The organism is Amycolatopsis sp. lyj-90, from assembly GCF_046549035.1.
In the GTDB taxonomy this organism is placed as follows: domain Bacteria; phylum Actinomycetota; class Actinomycetes; order Mycobacteriales; family Pseudonocardiaceae; genus Amycolatopsis.
The window spans coordinates 1,124,003-1,139,210 of sequence record NZ_JAJPWP010000001.1; the positions used below are offsets into that span (position 1 = coordinate 1,124,003).

The 15,208-nt window shown below is 69.5% G+C and carries 19 protein-coding genes; 14 read left to right on the forward strand and 5 right to left on the reverse strand.

Going from position 1 to position 15,208, the window contains the following annotated elements:
* Nucleotides 1-18 precede the first annotated feature (18 nt).
* Nucleotides 19-993 carry an ArsR/SmtB family transcription factor gene (locus ACLJPX_RS04800; protein ID WP_410598897.1) on the forward strand — a complete coding sequence of 325 codons (975 nt, stop codon included), beginning with the start codon at nt 19-21 and terminating at the stop codon, nt 991-993.
* On the opposite strand, the gene ACLJPX_RS04805 is transcribed toward ACLJPX_RS04800, so the two are convergent.
* Entirely contained in the window at nt 990-2,411 is a 1,422-nt protein-coding gene (locus ACLJPX_RS04805) for a bifunctional phosphatase PAP2/diacylglycerol kinase family protein (protein ID WP_410598898.1), read from the reverse strand. The two genes, ACLJPX_RS04800 and ACLJPX_RS04805, sit on opposite strands and share 4 nt — an antisense overlap.
* Before the next feature lie 204 nt (nt 2,412-2,615).
* Here ACLJPX_RS04805 and pafA point away from each other — a divergent pair, with 204 nt between their 5' ends.
* From pafA to ACLJPX_RS04835, 6 genes are all read left to right on the forward strand, one after another.
* Entirely contained in the window at nt 2,616-3,974 is a 1,359-nt protein-coding gene (gene pafA / locus ACLJPX_RS04810) for a Pup--protein ligase (protein ID WP_101607686.1), read from the forward strand.
* 89 nt (nt 3,975-4,063) lie between these two features.
* Nucleotides 4,064-4,369 carry a YbaB/EbfC family nucleoid-associated protein gene (locus tag ACLJPX_RS04815; RefSeq protein ID WP_410598899.1) on the forward strand — a complete coding sequence of 102 codons (306 nt, stop codon included), beginning with the start codon at nt 4,064-4,066 and terminating at the stop codon, nt 4,367-4,369.
* A 127-nt stretch (nt 4,370-4,496) separates the two neighbouring features.
* A complete protein-coding gene (locus ACLJPX_RS04820) occupies nt 4,497-5,003 on the forward strand; it encodes a hypothetical protein (RefSeq protein ID WP_410598900.1) in 507 nt (168 codons plus the stop codon).
* Between the two features lie 76 nt (nt 5,004-5,079).
* On the forward strand, nt 5,080-6,123 hold the full coding sequence (locus tag ACLJPX_RS04825) for a WD40/YVTN/BNR-like repeat-containing protein (RefSeq protein WP_410598901.1): 1,044 nt from the start codon (nt 5,080-5,082) through the stop codon (nt 6,121-6,123).
* A gap of 12 nt (nt 6,124-6,135) precedes the next feature.
* Nucleotides 6,136-6,477, forward strand: coding sequence for an ArsR/SmtB family transcription factor (locus tag ACLJPX_RS04830; protein WP_410598902.1), 342 nt, complete (start codon nt 6,136-6,138; stop codon nt 6,475-6,477).
* Nucleotides 6,478-6,548: 71 nt separating this feature from the next.
* Nucleotides 6,549-7,412: a TIGR03620 family F420-dependent LLM class oxidoreductase gene (locus tag ACLJPX_RS04835; RefSeq protein WP_410598903.1), complete on the forward strand. Its 864-nt coding sequence runs from the start codon at nt 6,549-6,551 to the stop codon at nt 7,410-7,412.
* On the opposite strand, the gene ACLJPX_RS04840 is transcribed toward ACLJPX_RS04835, so the two are convergent.
* From ACLJPX_RS04840 to ACLJPX_RS04850, 3 genes are read right to left on the reverse strand one after another with little or no spacing between them, the layout of a single operon-like run.
* Nucleotides 7,409-8,107 (reverse strand): SDR family oxidoreductase, encoded by a 699-nt coding sequence (locus ACLJPX_RS04840; RefSeq protein ID WP_101607690.1) that lies wholly within the window; start codon nt 8,105-8,107, stop codon nt 7,409-7,411. The genes ACLJPX_RS04835 and ACLJPX_RS04840 overlap by 4 nt on opposite strands.
* Entirely contained in the window at nt 8,104-8,556 is a 453-nt protein-coding gene (locus tag ACLJPX_RS04845; protein ID WP_410598904.1) for an SRPBCC family protein, read from the reverse strand. Before ACLJPX_RS04845 ends, ACLJPX_RS04840 begins: the two co-directional genes overlap by 4 nt.
* Before the next feature lie 37 nt (nt 8,557-8,593).
* Nucleotides 8,594-9,532, reverse strand: a complete 939-nt coding sequence (locus ACLJPX_RS04850) for an NADP-dependent oxidoreductase (RefSeq protein WP_410598905.1) — start codon at nt 9,530-9,532, stop codon at nt 8,594-8,596.
* Nucleotides 9,533-9,635: 103 nt separating this feature from the next.
* On the opposite strand from ACLJPX_RS04850, the gene ACLJPX_RS04855 reads away from it, so the two are divergent.
* The 7 genes from ACLJPX_RS04855 to ACLJPX_RS04885 all read left to right on the forward strand — a co-directional run bounded on the left by ACLJPX_RS04855 (nt 9,636) and on the right by ACLJPX_RS04885 (nt 14,586).
* Nucleotides 9,636-10,067 carry a winged helix-turn-helix transcriptional regulator gene (locus ACLJPX_RS04855; protein ID WP_410599091.1) on the forward strand — a complete coding sequence of 144 codons (432 nt, stop codon included), beginning with the start codon at nt 9,636-9,638 and terminating at the stop codon, nt 10,065-10,067.
* A gap of 9 nt (nt 10,068-10,076) precedes the next feature.
* Nucleotides 10,077-11,057, forward strand: coding sequence for a helix-turn-helix transcriptional regulator (locus ACLJPX_RS04860; RefSeq protein WP_410598906.1), 981 nt, complete (start codon nt 10,077-10,079; stop codon nt 11,055-11,057).
* Complete coding sequence (locus ACLJPX_RS04865; RefSeq protein WP_184904702.1) at nt 11,054-12,031, forward strand: helix-turn-helix transcriptional regulator; 978 nt, start codon at nt 11,054-11,056, stop codon at nt 12,029-12,031. The genes ACLJPX_RS04860 and ACLJPX_RS04865 overlap by 4 nt, the downstream gene beginning before the upstream one ends.
* 9 nt (nt 12,032-12,040) lie before the next feature.
* Complete coding sequence (locus ACLJPX_RS04870) at nt 12,041-12,250, forward strand: bacteriophage holin (RefSeq protein ID WP_101607696.1); 210 nt, start codon at nt 12,041-12,043, stop codon at nt 12,248-12,250.
* Between the two features lie 37 nt (nt 12,251-12,287).
* Nucleotides 12,288-12,623, forward strand: coding sequence for a Sec-independent protein translocase subunit TatA (gene tatA / locus ACLJPX_RS04875; protein ID WP_410598907.1), 336 nt, complete (start codon nt 12,288-12,290; stop codon nt 12,621-12,623).
* 108 nt (nt 12,624-12,731) lie between these two features.
* The gene (gene tatC, locus ACLJPX_RS04880) at nt 12,732-13,703 is read left to right on the forward strand and encodes a twin-arginine translocase subunit TatC (RefSeq protein WP_410598908.1); all 972 of its coding nucleotides are present in this window, start codon (nt 12,732-12,734) and stop codon (nt 13,701-13,703) included.
* Between the two features lie 7 nt (nt 13,704-13,710).
* Nucleotides 13,711-14,586 (forward strand): diacylglycerol/lipid kinase family protein, encoded by an 876-nt coding sequence (locus tag ACLJPX_RS04885; RefSeq protein ID WP_101607699.1) that lies wholly within the window; start codon nt 13,711-13,713, stop codon nt 14,584-14,586.
* Here the strand turns inward: ACLJPX_RS04885 and ACLJPX_RS04890 are convergent.
* Nucleotides 14,570-15,157, reverse strand: coding sequence for a hypothetical protein (locus tag ACLJPX_RS04890; protein WP_410598909.1), 588 nt, complete (start codon nt 15,155-15,157; stop codon nt 14,570-14,572). The genes ACLJPX_RS04885 and ACLJPX_RS04890 overlap by 17 nt on opposite strands.
* Nucleotides 15,158-15,208: the final 51 nt, after the last annotated feature.

Sequence of the window (15,208 nt, forward strand, 5' to 3'; positions counted from 1 at the left end):
ATCTAGGCGAGGGCACCCGTGCGTATCGAGCTGACGTTGCAGGACCTGACGCGCGTCCGGCTCGCGCCCGAGGCCGATCCCCTGACCGAGCTCGTATCCAGTTTGCAAATCCTGCAGCGGCGCGATGCCGGCTCGGCGTTGTTCAACCGGTGGCGGCACCGGGTCCGGCACGGACTGGCGGAGTCGGCTTCGGTGCTGCTGTGGCTTTGCCGCCCGTACGCGCCGATCCCGCCGTTCCTCGTTCCGGACGCCGGCGAAAGCGGTTTGGAGGCGGGGCTCGCGGCGGTCGCCCGGACGGGCTCGGTGTGCTTGAAGTCGGCCTTGCGGGACGCCCCGGTGAACCGGGAGCTGCCCGCCTGGGCGGCGGCATTGCCGGACGGTGACACCGCGGGGCTGCCGAAGCTCGTCCAGGCGATGCAGGACTACTTCGACCTGTCGTTGGCTCCGGGGTGGGAATCGGCACGGGCTCAGGTCGACGCGGATCGCGGGATGCGGGCGCAGCTACTGCTGCACGACGGGGTGGACGCGGTGCTGACGAGTCTGCGTCCGCTGGTGCGGTGGTCGTCTCCCGTCCTGGAGGTCGGCGACGGGATCGTCGGCTCCTGCGGCGGGGGTGGCGCCGGGCTGGTGATCTCGCCGACCTACTTCGCGGTCTGCCCGGTTATCGTCCCGGCGGAGGGGGAGTCGCCGGTCCGGCTGCTGTATCCGTCGGTACGGCAGGCGGCCCCGTCGACCGGTTACGGCCGTGATGTGCGGAGGTCGCCTGACACCGCCCTGGCCGACCTTCTCGGGCCGACCAGGGCCGCGGCGCTGGCTGTCCTGGTTGTCGGGTGCAGTACGTCCGAACTGGCCGCCAGGCTGGGAGTGACGCCGTCGGCGGTGAGCAAGCACGCCACGGTGCTGCGGCGCGCGGGGCTGATCACCACCGAACGCGACCGCAACGCCGTGCTGCACTCGCTGACGCCGCTGGGCAGCGCCCTGCTCGAAGCCTAGTTCCGGTAGATGGTCAGCGCGCTGGGCCGCGACCGGAAGCGGAAGTCGTTGCCGAGCGGGCCGACCTCGCCGTCGGTGGCCACCCGGCGGTTGCCGTTGAGCAGCCGGACGTGCAGTTCCGGGACGTCGAGTTCCTGGTACACGTGACTGGCGTTGAGGCTGTTCGTGATCGTGGCGAGGATGAACCGGGCCCGCGAATACGGCAGGTCGGCCCGCAGGTAGCGCACGTCGAGAAGGCCGGTGTCGAGTGCCGGGCGGTGCGAGGGCGCGAGCCCCTTCGGCGCGTAGGTGCCGTTGCCGACGAACAGCAGCCAGATGCTGGTGCTCTTGCCGTTGAGCGTCACTTCCAGCGGCTTCGCGCGCCGGAGGGTGCGGGCGAGCGCGATGGCCGCGGACGGCCACTTGGGATGCCGCTTCTGCAGCTTCTCCCTGACTCGCACCATTTCCGGGTAGCCGCCGAGGCTGGCGGTGTTGACGAAGTACCGGTGATCGTCGTCGTCGTTGATCTCCACCTCGCCGAGGTCGACGCCGACGGCGTTGCCCGCTTCGGTGGCGGCGTCCGCGTCGGGCATCGAGCGCATGCCGACGTCACGCGCGAAGTGATTGAGGGTGCCCGCCGGGATGAGCGCGAGCGGCAGGTCGTGGTCGGCCGCGACGGCGGCCACCGCGGCGACCGTCCCGTCCCCACCGGCCACACCGAGCGCGCGCACGGTGTTCTCACGGGCGGCGATCTCGTCGCAGAGCTGATCGCGGAGGTCCCGCTTCGAGTCCGGGTACAGGATGGTGGCCTTGGGCCAGGCGAAGCGGGCTTCCTCGGTCGGGTCCTGACCGTCGACCCCGGAGTGCGGGTTGACCAGGACGAGCATGTCCTCACCGTCGCGCATCTCGGGCGCTTCGGCGGTATGCGCTGTGCGGGCCGGGACGTCGGGGTTCAACGGCCACCAGTGGCGCGTGAGCAGCCCGGCGCCGACGCCGATACCGATACCCACGCCGACGTCACTGGGCCAGTGGACGCCGGTGTGGACCCGGGAATAGGCCACGGCGGCGGCCAGCGGGACGAGGGCCGCGCCCGCCTTGGGCGATTCCATCGCGACGGCCGTGACGAAGGCCGCCGCGGACGCCGAATGCCCGGAGGGGAACGACGACGAGGTCGGACGCCGGACGAGGCGCCGGTGCATCGGCACCTCCTCGGCCGCGGGACGGCGGCGGGGGAACAGCGGCTTGCCGATCAGGTTCGCCGCGGCACTCGCCCCGGCGATGGCGGCCACGCCGCGGAGCGCGCCCCGGCGTGTCGGGCCCTTCTTCGCCGCGAGCAGGACGGCGACACACCACCAGAGCTTGGATTTGTCCGCACTTTTGGAGAGCGAGGTGATCACCTCGTCGGCCCTGGTCCTCGGCAGCGCCGCGCTCTGCGCCATCAACCTTCGGTCGGTCCGCCCGACCTTGCGGAAAGGGCGTTTGAGCTGCTTTAACACGAGTTCCCCACTTCCGGGCCGGGATGTCATGTGCGTGATACCCGATCGGGACATCCCGCACACCTTTCACCGAATGCAACGTACCTACCGCGTGTCGCAGCCCGAACGGCGCATCATCAGTGGGGTCTCACCGCCTACTCTGGTGGGATGCAGCGGCGGATCTTTGGCATCGAGACCGAGTTCGGGGTCACGTGCACCTTTCACGGGCAACGCAGGCTCTCCCCGGACGAAGTGGCGCGTTACCTGTTTCGGCGTGTCGTGTCCTGGGGACGTTCGTCGAACGTCTTCCTGTCGAACGGCTCGCGGCTCTACCTCGACGTGGGCTCCCATCCGGAATACGCCACGGCCGAATGCGACGACCTCGTGCAGCTGGTCACGCATGACAAGGCGGGCGAGCGGATCCTCGAGGATCTCCTGGTCGACGCCGAGCGGCGACTGGCGGACGAGGGCATCGGCGGCGACATCTTCCTGTTCAAGAACAACACCGACTCGGCGGGCAACTCCTACGGCTGTCACGAGAACTACCTCGTGACCCGTGCGGGGGAGTTCTCCCGGATCGCCGACGTACTCCTGCCGTTCCTCGTGACCCGGCAGCTGATCTGCGGCGCGGGCAAGGTGCTGCAGACGCCCCGCGGGGCGGTGTACTGCCTGTCCCAGCGAGCGGAACACATCTGGGAAGGCGTCTCCAGTGCGACGACACGTTCGCGTCCGATCATCAACACCCGCGACGAACCGCACGCCGACGCCGAGCGGTACCGGCGCCTGCACGTGATCGTCGGCGACTCGAACATGGCCGAACCGACCACCCTGCTCAAGGTCGGATCGGCGAACCTGGTGCTGGAGATGATCGAGGCGGGCGTCCAGTTCCGCGACTTCACGCTGGACAACCCGATAAGGGCGATCCGCGAGATCAGCCACGACCTCACCGGCCGCCGCCAGGTGCGGCTCGCCGGCGGTCGCGAGGCGTCCGCGCTGGACATCCAGCGGGAGTACCACGCCCGTGCCGTCCAGCACGTCAAGGAGACCGGCTCCTCGCCGCAGTCCGAGCGTGTCGTCGAGCTGTGGGGCCGGGCGCTGGAGGCGGTGGAGCAGCAGGACTTCAGCAAGATCGACACCGAGATCGACTGGGCGATCAAGCACCGGCTGGTCGAGCGCTACCGCGCCAAGCACGACCTCGACCTGTCGAGCCCGCGCATCGCGCAGCTCGACCTGGCCTACCACGACATCCGGCGTGGCCGCGGCATCTTCGACCTGCTGCAGCGCAAGGGCCTCGTGCGCCGGGTCACCGACGACGGCGAGATCGAACTGGCCAAGGACACCCCGCCGCAGACCACGCGGGCGAAGCTGCGTGGCGACTTCATCGCCGCCGCGCAGGCCGCCGGACGTGACTTCACCGTGGACTGGGTGCACCTGAAGCTGAACGACCAGGCTCAGCGGACAGTGCTGTGCAAGGACCCGTTCCGTTCGGTGGACGAACGGGTCGAGAGGCTCATCTCCTCGCTTTGATCGACACCCGGCTCAGAACCGGCTGACACGCGACCATCACTCCGAGTACCGTGTTGATCGCTGTTGGTTCTGAGCCGGGGAGGGCGAGGATGGACGACGAGCGATGGGCCTTCGAGGACGAGCTGGAACAGGACGACGATCCACCGCGGTCGTCGTCCACTGAGCCGGTTCCCGAGGAGGACCGGATCAGCGGGCAGGACCAGGACGGTGTCGTCACCGTGGTCGTGTCACCGGATGCCGACGTCCTCTCCGTGGTCCTCACGCGGGAGTGGAAACAGTCGGTCGACCCGCGCGGCCTTCATAGCGCCGTGACCGCGGCGGCGAATGCCGCCACCATCGCCGCCGTGGCTCGGCAAGCGGACGACGTCGCCCGCAATCCGCCCGCCATGCCGTGAAGTCCCTCGGTGATACGTGGCCCAGGACCAACACGGAGTCGATATCGCACTCGACGGACTGGAAGCGGCAGTCGTGACGTATCCGACCGTGTGGCCGACGGAGCCCTATCGTCGGCTCCCACCCGGGATGATCAGCGCCATCCGTGAAGTCGTGACCAGTCTCGGGGCTGGAACGGGCGTCGTCGGTCTGGTTCTCGTGGTCGTTATCCAGATCGAGGGGCGAATTCTTCCGACATCGAGTGATGGCGCCAATGTCGTCACCATGGGAATGGCGACTTTCGCCGCCGCCGCGCTGCTGTTGTCGGGTGTCGCGATGATGATGGCACGGTCACTCGTGAGAACCGGCTCGGTGCAGACGAAAGGCGCCGTCGTCCTGCGGGGAGTCGAAGCGGGGTTGTGTGGTGGAGCGATGTTCTCGGTGGCGATTTTCTTGATTTTTTATGTCTCGGGGGTTGCCGGTTCCGGTCGATACGATGCGAAAGATCGAATAGAATTCACGCCCGGCATCGTGATGTACACACTCTTGCCGGTTCTCGCCACGATCCTGACCGTCGTCAACCTCGTCGTCGCCCACCGCTTGCTCTTCCCGACCATCGAGAAGGTCCAGAAGCATCTTGCCCGGGAGTCCGGCTGACGCGGGTCTCGCCAGGCCGCCGTCGGCCAGGCTAGGGTGACCCGCGCGATTCTTCGACCGAGGGAGAGGTGCGCCGATGCGCCGTGCGTTGCTGGTCCTGCTGGGAGCGGTCGTCCCGCTGGCGTTCACCGGTGTCGCGCACGCCGCGCCGGAATGCCCCGACCCCGCGTGGACGGAGACCCCGACGGGCACGGACGCGCAGTTGCGCGGGCTCTCCGCGGTGGACTCCCGTACGGCCTGGGTCAGCGGCAGCAAGGGCACCGTCCTGCGCACCACCGACCGCGGCCGCACCTGGAAGCCCGTGGCCCCGCCCGGCACCGAAGCCCTCGACTTCCGTGACATCGAGGCCTTCGACGCCGATCACGCGGTCGCTCTGTCCATCGGGCCCGGTGACGCGTCCCGGATCTACCGCACCGACAACGGCGGCAAGAGCTGGCGACTGTCCTTCCAGAACAGTGATCCCGTCGCCTTCTACGACTGCATCGCGTTCTTCGACCACCGTCGCGGCCTCGCGATGAGTGACCCGGTGGACGGGAAGTTCCGGTTGCAGTCCACTTCGGACGGCGGCCGCAGCTGGAAGCCCGTGCCCGCCGAGGGCATGGTTCCCGCGCTGGAAGGCGAGTTCGGGTTCGCCGCCAGCGGTCAGTGCGTCACCACGTCGGGCCCGCGCGATGCCTGGATCGCGACCGGCGGCGGGGCACGCGCGCGAGTTCTGCATTCCGGCGACGGCGGGAGGACCTGGGAAGCCGCCGACACCCCGTTGCCCAGCGGTGCTTCTGCCGGGGTCTTCTCGGTGACGTTCCGGGATCCGCGGCACGGCGTGGCCATCGGCGGCGACTACGCGGCGCCGAACGCACCCGGTCCCGCGGTCGCGCTCAGCGCGGACAAGGGACGCACCTGGCGGACACCGCCGGAGGCCCCGGTCGGTTACCGCTCCGGCCTGGCCTGGCTGGGGAACACGGTCATCGCCGTCGGCCCCGGCGGGAGCGATCTGAGCCCGGACGGCGGACGGCACTGGAAGTCGTTCGACACCGGATCGCTGGACTCGGTCGATTGCGCCCGCGGCGCGTGCTGGGCGAGCGGGGCGAAGGGCCGGGCCGCCCGGCTGGCCGCGGGTTAAGCTCGAAGGACCATGACCGCACACGCCGAACCCGCCCAAGACACCACCGAGCACCTGGTCGAGGTGCTGAAGGCGCTCGCCAACCCGGTCCGGCTCCAGGTGCTCGGCTGGCTGCGCGAGCCGGACCGGCATTTTTCGCCGGATAAGGCGATCGCCGACCAGAACGAGGTCGGCGTCTGCGTCAGCCACCTCCAGGAGAAGCTCGGGCTCGCGCAGTCGACGGTGTCGGCGTACATGGCGTTGCTGCAGCGCGCCGGGCTCGTCCGGTCCACCAGGGTGGGGAAGTGGACGCACTACCGGCGTGACGAACAGCGGATCGCCCAGCTCGTCGACCTGCTCGGACGCTCCATCTGAGCTTCCTCGGGAATAACATATCGAGAATCTGCGATACTGCGATATGTTGTACTCGACCTGAGGAGAGACTGATGGAACTGGGGCGTTTCGGGATCTGGACGTTCGACTTCGAGGATCAGCCCGCGAGTCTGCTGCGGGATTCGGTACGGGAACTGGAAGAACTCGGCTGGCCCGCGATCTGGATCCCCGAACGGGACGGCCGTGAAGCGCTGACCCACGCCGGATTCCTGCTGGCGTCCACCGAGCGGATCTCCGTCGTCAACGGGATCGCGCGCATCGATTCCCGCGGAGCGCGCTGGACCCACGGCGCGGCACTCCTGCTCGCCGACGCCTTCCTGGACCGGCATGTCCTGGGGCTCGGCTTCGGCGGTGCGCGTCCCGGCGTCAAGCCGCTGGAGGCGATGAGCGGGTACCTCGACGAACTCGACACAGTCACCAGCGCGAACCCGCTTCCCGCGGCCCCGATCAGGCGGCTGCTGGCCGCGTACGGGCCGAAGATGCTCGGGCTCGCCCGCGACCGGTCCGAGGGCGCGCACACTTATCACGTGACGGTGCCGCATACCGCTCAGGCGAGGGAAGTACTGGGGGACAAGGCATTCCTCGGTGTCGAGCACGCGGTCCTGTTCGAAACCGACCCGGGCAAGGCGCGCGAGATCGCCCGTGCGCACCTGCACCCGTACCTCACGTCGCAGTACAACGTCGCCAAGTATCTCCGGCTCGGCTACACCGAGGCCGACATCGACGGCGGCCGCGGTAGCGACCGGCTCGTCGACGATCTCGTGTTCTGGGGCGACCTCGACACCGTCGTCGCGAAGCTTCGCGGTCACCTCGACGCCGGCGCGGACCACGTCGGGATCCAGGTCATCGGCGTCGCACCCGGCGAGTCGGCGATGCCGTACTGGCGGCGGCTGGCGGAAGCGCTGCTGCCGCGCTAGCGGAGCTGTCCGGTCGGGCGGACCACGATCTCGTTGACGTCGACCGAGGGCGGTTGCTCCAGCGCGTAGAGCACCGCCCTCGCGATGTCGTCGGGTTCCAGTTTCGGCTTGGACTTCGAGTCCTCGGGGATCATCGAGGTGTCGACCAGCCCCGGCTGGACCACGGTGACCCGGACGCCGGTGCCGATGGCCTCCTCGCGAATGGACCCGGCGAGCCCGGTCACCGCCCATTTCGTCGCCGAATAGAGGTTTCCCGGCCGGTGGTAGCGCCCGGCGACCGAACCGGTGAGCACGAGGTGCCCCTTCGATTCCGCCAGCGACGGCAGGGTCGCCCGCGCGGTGAGGGCGGTGCCGTAGACGTTGGTCAGCACCATGTCCCGCCACTGTTCGGGGTCCGCGCCGCCGTCGCCGAAGAACGAGACCACGACGCTCTGCCCCGCGTTGGCGAACACCGCGTCCAGGCGGCCGAAGGTCTCCTTCACCGTCTCCACGGCGGAGGACAGCGACTCCCAGTCGGTGACGTCCACCGCGAGCGCGAGGGTGCGATCCTCGCCGAACTCGGCGACGAGGGGGAGCAGCGCCTCGCGGTCGCGGGAGAGCAGCGCCAGCCGGAAACCGGCCGCCGCGGCCCGGCGTGCGGTGGCTTCGCCGAGGCCGCGGGAGGCACCGGTGATCAGCAGTACTCGATCGTTCATGCGTCCAAACTAGGCGGCGTGTAGGTGTCCCACTCGGGCACGGGTTCGCCGACGAGGGAGGCGCCGAGCCGGTCGAGGTAGAAGTGCCAGCCCTTGAGGATGTCCGAGGTGTCCCAATCGGTCTTGGGCAGGTGGTGCACGAAGTCGAGCACCGTGCCGTCGCCCCGCGGAGTCAGGGTCAGTTCCACCCGCCACGCGGGCTGGTCGGTCACGCCGAGGTCGACCACCAGCCGTCGGGGCGGATCGCATTCGCGGATGACGGCGGGGCCCGGTTCGGAACCCTCCTCCGCGGTCATCAGCAGCATGATCGTGTTGCCGACCCCGGCCTCGCCGGTCCACGTGCCGATCCAGCGGGACATCCGCTCGGATTCGGTAAGCGCCGACCACACGTCTTCGATCGGGTCCGGGTACTCGCGCCGGAGTTCGAGCCGGGTCTCTTCGCCGTCCATGGGGTGAAGATAACCTTGGGCTTAATTAAGCGTCAACTTATTCTTGGGTCAGAACCAGTCGTCCGCGGAGGCCACCCGCCGCGAGGCGCTCGTGTGCCTTCGCCGCCTCGTGCAAGGGCAAGGTCTCCGCGACACGCAGGGCTAGCACTCCGTCGTCCACCAGGGTCGCGAGTCCGGCCAGCGCGGCGCCGTCCGCGCGGATCCAGACGTGCTCGACCTTGATGCCGCGCAAGGGGATGGGCGCCGCTCCTGCCGCGAACACCACGAACCGCCCGCGGTTCGTCACGGCGTCCAGGGCTTCGAGTCCGAGCAGCGCGGTGTCGAGCGCCGCGTCGACGCCACCGGGGATCTCGGCCCGCACGCGGTCGGCGAGGAAGTCGCCGCGAGGCACGAAAACCTCGGCGCCGAAGCCGCGAACGAGTGCTTCGTCGGCGGAACCGGCGACAGCCACCACCCGGTAGCCGCGGGCCTTGGCCAACGCGACCGCGTAGCCGCCGACGGCGCCCGCCGCGCCGGTCACCAGGACCGTCGCTCCCGGCGGCAGATCGAGCAGATCGAATGCCTGCGTCGCGGTGAGACCGTTCAGCGGCAGTGTCGCGGCCTCCACAGTGGACACCGTCCGCGGGGCGGCGGCGATCGCGGTCGCGTCGAGGACGACGAACTCGGCGTGCGTGCCGAGCGCGGCCGACGGCCGGTCCCGCAGGCCGATCACGGCGTCCCCCTCGGTGAACCCGGTGACACCGTCGCCCACCGCGTCGACAGTCCCCGCCACGTCCCAGCCGATGCCGATCACCTCGCGCGGCGGGATGATCCCCGCCTCGGTCAGGAAACCCGACCGGGTCGCGGCGTCGACCGGGTTCACCGCGGCCGCGGCCACCCTCACCCGCACCTGACCGAATCCCGGTACCGGCACCGGGATCTCGGTGAATTCCAGGACTTCCGGACCGCCGAACCGGCGGACCACCACAGCGCGCATCGTTCTCCTCCAAGGGGTCGTTCACCGCGAACGTAGGGGGAGTTACTCTCCATCGGGAAGTACGCACCTCGAGGTGCCCAACCCACGCGGAGGTACGGCGACCGTGGTCACGCGCACGGCACAGGAGCGGCGGGACGAGGAGAAACGGGCCTACGACGCCTACCTCGCGGCCTGCCCGGCCCGGAAGCTGCTCGACGAGGTCTCGGGCAAATGGGTCAGTCTCGTCCTCGTCGCCCTCGGCGACGGCCCCCAGCGCTACAGCGACCTCTCCCGGCGGATCGCCGGCGTCAGCCAGAAGATGCTCACGCAGACGCTGCGGACCCTGGAACGGGACGGTCTGCTGACCCGCACCGTCACGCCGTGTGTGCCGGTTCGCGTGGACTACGAACTGTCCGAACTCGGCCGGAGTCTCCTGCGGCTGGTGGCCGGGATCAAGGACTGGGCCGAGACGAGGTTCGACGAAGTGGAGAGCGCCAGGGATCGTTATGACGCGCGATCGGCGGCTCTCACCATCGGGTCGAACGGCGCGGGCTAGGGTAACCGGGTGTCCACCGCACGCGCCGAACGATTGGTCAACCTGGTTCTGGCCCTCCTGTCCACCCGGCAGTACCTCACCGCCGAGCGGATCCGGGGCATCGTGCCCGGGTATGCCGACGCGGCCAGCGACGAGGCCTACTTCCGCATGTTCGAGCGCGACAAGACCGAACTGCGCGAACTCGGCATCCCGCTGGAGACCGGGCGCAACTCCGCGTTCGACGCGATCGACGGCTACCGCATCGCGCGCCGCGACTACGAACTCGGCGAAATCGACCTCGCCCCGGACGAGGCGACCGCGGTCGGCCTCGCCGTCCGGCTCTGGGATTCGCCGGAACTGACCGGAGAAGCACAGGGCGCGCTGGTGAAGCTCCGCGCCGCAGGGGTCGAAGTCGACGACCACGCCCCGACCGTCGTCGAGCCCCGTGTCCGCGCCGAACCGGCTTTCGGCCCGCTGCTCGCCGCCGTCCAGGCCGGGCAGGCGGTGCGCTTCGAGTACCGGCGCAGCGGTTCGGCCGAACGCAAGATCCGCACCCTCGAACCGTGGGGCGTGGTGTCCTGGCGAGGCCGCTGGTACGTCGTCGGGCACGACAGGGACCGTGGCGCGTCCCGGTGTTTCCGCCTCTCGCGGGTGACCGGGAAGGTCGCGGCCTTCGGCGAATGCGGCGTCGTCGAGCGCCCGGAAGGGGTCAACCTGCTGCGGATGGTTTCGGCCAGCAGCAGTGAGGACCCGTCCGCGCCGACCACGGCGAGCGTCTGGGTCGCCGACGGCCGGGCCGCCGGGGTCCGCCGCCGCGGCCGGGTGGTCGGCCGCAGTGACGCAGGGGGAGAAGAAGGCGATCTCGTGGAGATCGAGCTGTACTACCCCGAATCCGCCGCCGACTGGCTCACCGCCCACGGCCCGGACGTCCTGGTCCTCGAACCCGAGGTCCTCGCGAAGTCGGTCTTCAGCCGTCTCGAGGCCATCGCGCACGCGGGCGGTGCCCGATGAGCGCCACCGGACGGATGCCGCGCCTGCTCGCGCTCGTTCCGTACCTGCTCGCCCGGCCGGGGATCAAGATCACCGACGCCGCCCACGACTTCGACGTCACGCCCAAGCAGCTGCGCAAGGATCTCGAACTGCTGTGGATGTGCGGGCTGCCGGGCTACGGCCCCGGCGACCTGATCGACCTTTCCTTCGAAGGCGACACGATCGTCGTCACGCACGACGCGGGCATGAACCGCCCGCTGCGGCTCACCGGCGGCGAGGCGACGGCGATGCTCGTCGCGCTGCGGGCGCTGGCCGAGACGCCCGGCGTGCTCGACGCCGACGCCGTCCGCCGTGCCATCGCGAAGATCGAGGCCGCCGCGGGGCAGGCCCAGCCGTCCGGGATCGTCGTCGGCGGGGGAGTCCGCGAGGGAAAGAAGACCGCCGGCACCCGCGAAGCCGTCCGGGCCGCTCTCACCGCGAAGCGCGCGTTGCGGATCCGCTACTACACCGCGTCGAAGGACGAGATCACCGAACGCACCGTCGACCCGATGCGGCTGCTCATCGTCCAGGCCGTCGGGTACCTCGAAGCGTGGTGCCGCCGCGCCGAGGATGTCCGTCTGTTCCGGCTCGACCGCATCGACGAGCTCACCGTGCTTGATGAACCGGCCGTCCCGCCTGCGCACGCCCGGCCGACCGATATTTCCGACGGTGTCTTCCGGCCGCGTCCCGATCAGCAGGAAGCCGTTCTCGTGCTCGACCCGGACACACGCTGGGTAGCCGAGTACTACCCCTGCGAGGAACTCGCCGAGCTCGACGGCGGGCGCCTGCGGATCCGGATGCGGTACGCGGACGAATCCTGGATGGTCCGGCTGATCCTCGGTCTCGGTGGGGACGCGCAGGTCGAAAGCCCGGCCGTGCTCGCGGAGGCGGTTCGTCGACGGGCGGCCGACGCGCTGGCGCGGGCTCGTCACCTAACGTCAACCTACGAGCAGTAGGGTGACGCCGTGTCGTACCTGCCGAGCATCGTGCTCGCCATCGCCGGGCTGGTCCTGCTCTTCGTTCTGCTAATCAAATTACGCAGAGTCTTGCGCGTGCTCACCCATACGATGAGCATGGTGGCTACGAACACCCGAAAACGGACAGGGCTTCTCCGCGCCCGGTCGGCCGCGCTCCGCGTGGCGATCGCGCAACGACGTGGGCTCGAAGACCGGTAACATCTCACACAGAGACTCGAGAAGGAGGCCGCAAACGATGAACGCGCTGCAGCCGTGGCACATCATCATCCTGGTGCTCGTCGTTGTTCTGCTGTTCGGCGCCAAGAGGCTTCCGGACGCCGCGCGGTCCATCGGCAAGTCCATGAAGATCTTCAAGGCCGAGACCAAGGACATGGCCGGAGACAAGGACAAGGCCGCCGAGACCGAAGAGGTCGAGACCAAGCAGCTGCCGCAGGCCACCACGCCCGCGCCCGCCGCCTCGACGGCGCAGGACAAGCAGGTCGCCGATCTCCAGCGTCAGCTCGACGAGCTCAAGAAGCAGCAGGCCCCCGCGCCCGCACCGGCGGAGCAGGCGCAGAAGAACGCCAGCTGATCGGCTGGCGAGCAGCGGTCTCAGCAAGCCCAGCGGAGCCTGTTCGCGGATGAGCGCGCCGAAGTCACGGCGCGCTCATGGTGGACCCTGACGAGAACGGACTGTTCAGTGGCGGATTCCGCCTCCGGTGAGGAACGCCGCGGGTCGAAGCGGCGCAAGCGCAGCCGTCGGGGCAACCCCGACGGCACGATGACGCTCATCGAGCACATCTACGAGTTCCGGCGCCGTCTGGGCTTCGCGCTGCTCGCCATCCTGGCCGGCGGGATCATCGGTTTCCTCTGGTTCCAGACCAAGGTGGGCCCGATCCCGTCGCTCGGCGAGATCATGACCGGCCCGTATTGCGGCATTCCTCACCAGCGCAGGCTTGGCGGACAACCCAACGGCCCTTGCCAGCTGCTGCAGACGGTCCCGTTCGAAGCCTTCATGATCCAGCTGAAGGTCGGTCTCGCCGCGGGCGCGGTGCTGTTCGCGCCGCTGTGGCTCTACCAGATCTGGGCGTTCATCGCGCCCGGCCTCTACTCGAAGGAGCGCAAGTACGCGCTCACCTTCGTCTTCTTCGCGTCGATCCTCTTCGCCACCGGCGCCGTGCTCGCGTACCTGCTCATCCCGCACGCTCTCGAGCTGCTGATGAACTTCGGTGGCGACCAGTTCATCACCGCCCTCACCGGTGACAAGTACATCTCGTTCATCCTGTCGCTGCTGCTGATCTTCGGCGTCAGTTTCGAACTCCCGCTGTTCGTGGTGATGCTGAACCGTGTCGGCGTCCTGAAGTACCAGATGCTGAAGAAGTGGCGCCGCGGCCTGATCATGGTGGTGTTCGTCTTCGCCGCGTTCGCGACGCCCGGTTCGGACCCGTTCTCGATGATCGCCTTGGCGGGCGCGCTGGTGGTGCTCCTGGAGCTGTCCATCCAGATCGCGCGCTTCCACGACCGCAAGCTCGACAAGGAACGCGGCACCGAGGGCTGGGACAAGCTCGACGACGACGAGGCCGCGCCGTTCGACTACACGCCGAGCAAGATCGACGACGAGCCTTCCGCCGCGACCGGCGGCAAGCGGACCAGCACCGACGACGTCACCTGATCCGGGGATGCACGCGGCACTGGCCGTCCACCCCGCTTCCGGTAACGGAGCCGCGGGACGATTGACGGAGTCGGTCGCGGCGCGGCTGCGGCCCGCCGTGGACCGGCTCGACGTCCTCGTAGCCAACACGGTCGAGGAATCCCGAGCGCTGATGACCGACTCGCGCGCGGCCGGGCTGGACGTCCTCGTCGTTCTGGGCGGCGACGGCGCGGCGCACCAAGGCGTCCAGTTCTGCGCGGAATCCGGCGTCGCTCTCGGTCTCGTCCCCGCGGGCACCGGAAACGACTTCGCCAGGGCGCTCGGCATCCCGGAGAACCCGCACGCGGCCGTCGATCTCGCCGCCAGGCAAATCGCGGAGGGGAAGCGACGCAGGATCGACCTCGGCCGGGCCGGTGACGCCTGGTTCGCCACCGTTCTCTGCTCCGGCTTCGACGCCCTGGTCACCGAACGCGCGAACAGGCTGTCCTGGCCTCGCGGACCGCGCCGCTACGACGTCGCGATCCTGGCCGAACTCGCCGCGTTCCGGCCCCGGCCGGTCCTGCTCCGCACCGACGTCGAGACACTCGAACTCGACGCCACCATGATCGCCGTCGGCAACACCCCGTTCTACGGCGGCGGCATGCGGATCTGCCCGGGAGCGGACCCGGAGGACGGCCGGTTCGACGTCACCGTGGTGGGCAACGCGACCAGGCGGGATCTCCTCCGCATGCTGCCCGGCGTCCGTTCCGGCGAGCACATCGCGCATCCGGCGGTCCGGACTCTCAAGGCGAGCCGGATCCACCTCGCCGGCAGTGATCTGCCCGTCTACGCCGACGGTGAGCCACTGGGCAGGCTGCCGATCGACATCTCCTGCGTTCCCGGCGCGCTCACCGTCCTGGCTTGAGCCCGGCGTAGCCACCCGCGCGCCACACCCGGCCCCGGAACTCCGCGGCAGGCATCAGGTCACCGCGCGGGAAGAACACGCCACCGCACCGATGGCAGAACCACGCCTGCCGCCAGTACTCCAGCGCGTCCGGGATGCCTCGCCGGATCCGCGCGTTGCGCCGCAGCCGGAGCACGAACAGCACGGCGAACAGCGCCACCAGCGCGAACGCCCCGAACGGGAAGATCCACGCCCCTATCGCCGCCCCGACGCGGCCGCCCGCGGTCGGCGCGGGGTTCTCGGCGAGCACGTCGTTGGCGAACGAGACGAACACGAACGCGGGGACCAGCAAGAGCAGCGCCAGCGTCAGGAAGCACCCGCCGCCGCGGACCACGGGATACGGGTTGAGCGCCGCCGCGGTCGCGGTCACCGACACGCCGCGATGCGCCGTCGCGGTGTAGACCACGCCGTCACCGGCGGGGATGGCCGTCATCGACCCCTGCACCCGGTAGGTGGTCTGCCCGGCCTGGAACACCGCCGGCACGCTCTGCACCTGGTCGACCTGCGCGCACCGCGGACAAGCGAGCTCCATGGCGTCCCCTCTCGATCCCGAATCCGGCCCTTGGATGCGACAGGGGTGGCC

Bases quoted from the DNA above. Each gene is read 5' to 3' on its own strand.
- ACLJPX_RS04840 (WP_101607690.1), bottom strand. From the start codon at position 8,107: ATGAACGATCGAGTACTGCTGATCACCGGTGCCTCCCGCGGCCTCGGC.
- ACLJPX_RS04825 (WP_410598901.1), top strand. From the start codon at position 5,080: ATGCGCCGTGCGTTGCTGGTCCTGCTGGGAGCGGTCGTCCCGCTGGCG.
- ACLJPX_RS04815 (WP_410598899.1), top strand. From the start codon at position 4,064: ATGGACGACGAGCGATGGGCCTTCGAGGACGAGCTGGAACAGGACGAC.
- ACLJPX_RS04865 (WP_184904702.1), top strand. From the start codon at position 11,054: ATGAGCGCCACCGGACGGATGCCGCGCCTGCTCGCGCTCGTTCCGTAC.
- ACLJPX_RS04835 (WP_410598903.1), top strand. From the start codon at position 6,549: ATGGAACTGGGGCGTTTCGGGATCTGGACGTTCGACTTCGAGGATCAG.
- ACLJPX_RS04885 (WP_101607699.1), top strand. From the start codon at position 13,711: ATGCACGCGGCACTGGCCGTCCACCCCGCTTCCGGTAACGGAGCCGCG.
- ACLJPX_RS04850 (WP_410598905.1), bottom strand. From the start codon at position 9,532: ATGCGCGCTGTGGTGGTCCGCCGGTTCGGCGGTCCGGAAGTCCTGGAA.
- ACLJPX_RS04805 (WP_410598898.1), bottom strand. From the start codon at position 2,411: ATGGCGCAGAGCGCGGCGCTGCCGAGGACCAGGGCCGACGAGGTGATC.
- ACLJPX_RS04845 (WP_410598904.1), bottom strand. From the start codon at position 8,556: ATGGACGGCGAAGAGACCCGGCTCGAACTCCGGCGCGAGTACCCGGAC.
- pafA (WP_101607686.1), top strand. From the start codon at position 2,616: ATGCAGCGGCGGATCTTTGGCATCGAGACCGAGTTCGGGGTCACGTGC.
- ACLJPX_RS04890 (WP_410598909.1), bottom strand. From the start codon at position 15,157: ATGGAGCTCGCTTGTCCGCGGTGCGCGCAGGTCGACCAGGTGCAGAGC.
- ACLJPX_RS04820 (WP_410598900.1), top strand. From the start codon at position 4,497: ATGATCAGCGCCATCCGTGAAGTCGTGACCAGTCTCGGGGCTGGAACG.
- tatA (WP_410598907.1), top strand. From the start codon at position 12,288: ATGAACGCGCTGCAGCCGTGGCACATCATCATCCTGGTGCTCGTCGTT.
- ACLJPX_RS04830 (WP_410598902.1), top strand. From the start codon at position 6,136: ATGACCGCACACGCCGAACCCGCCCAAGACACCACCGAGCACCTGGTC.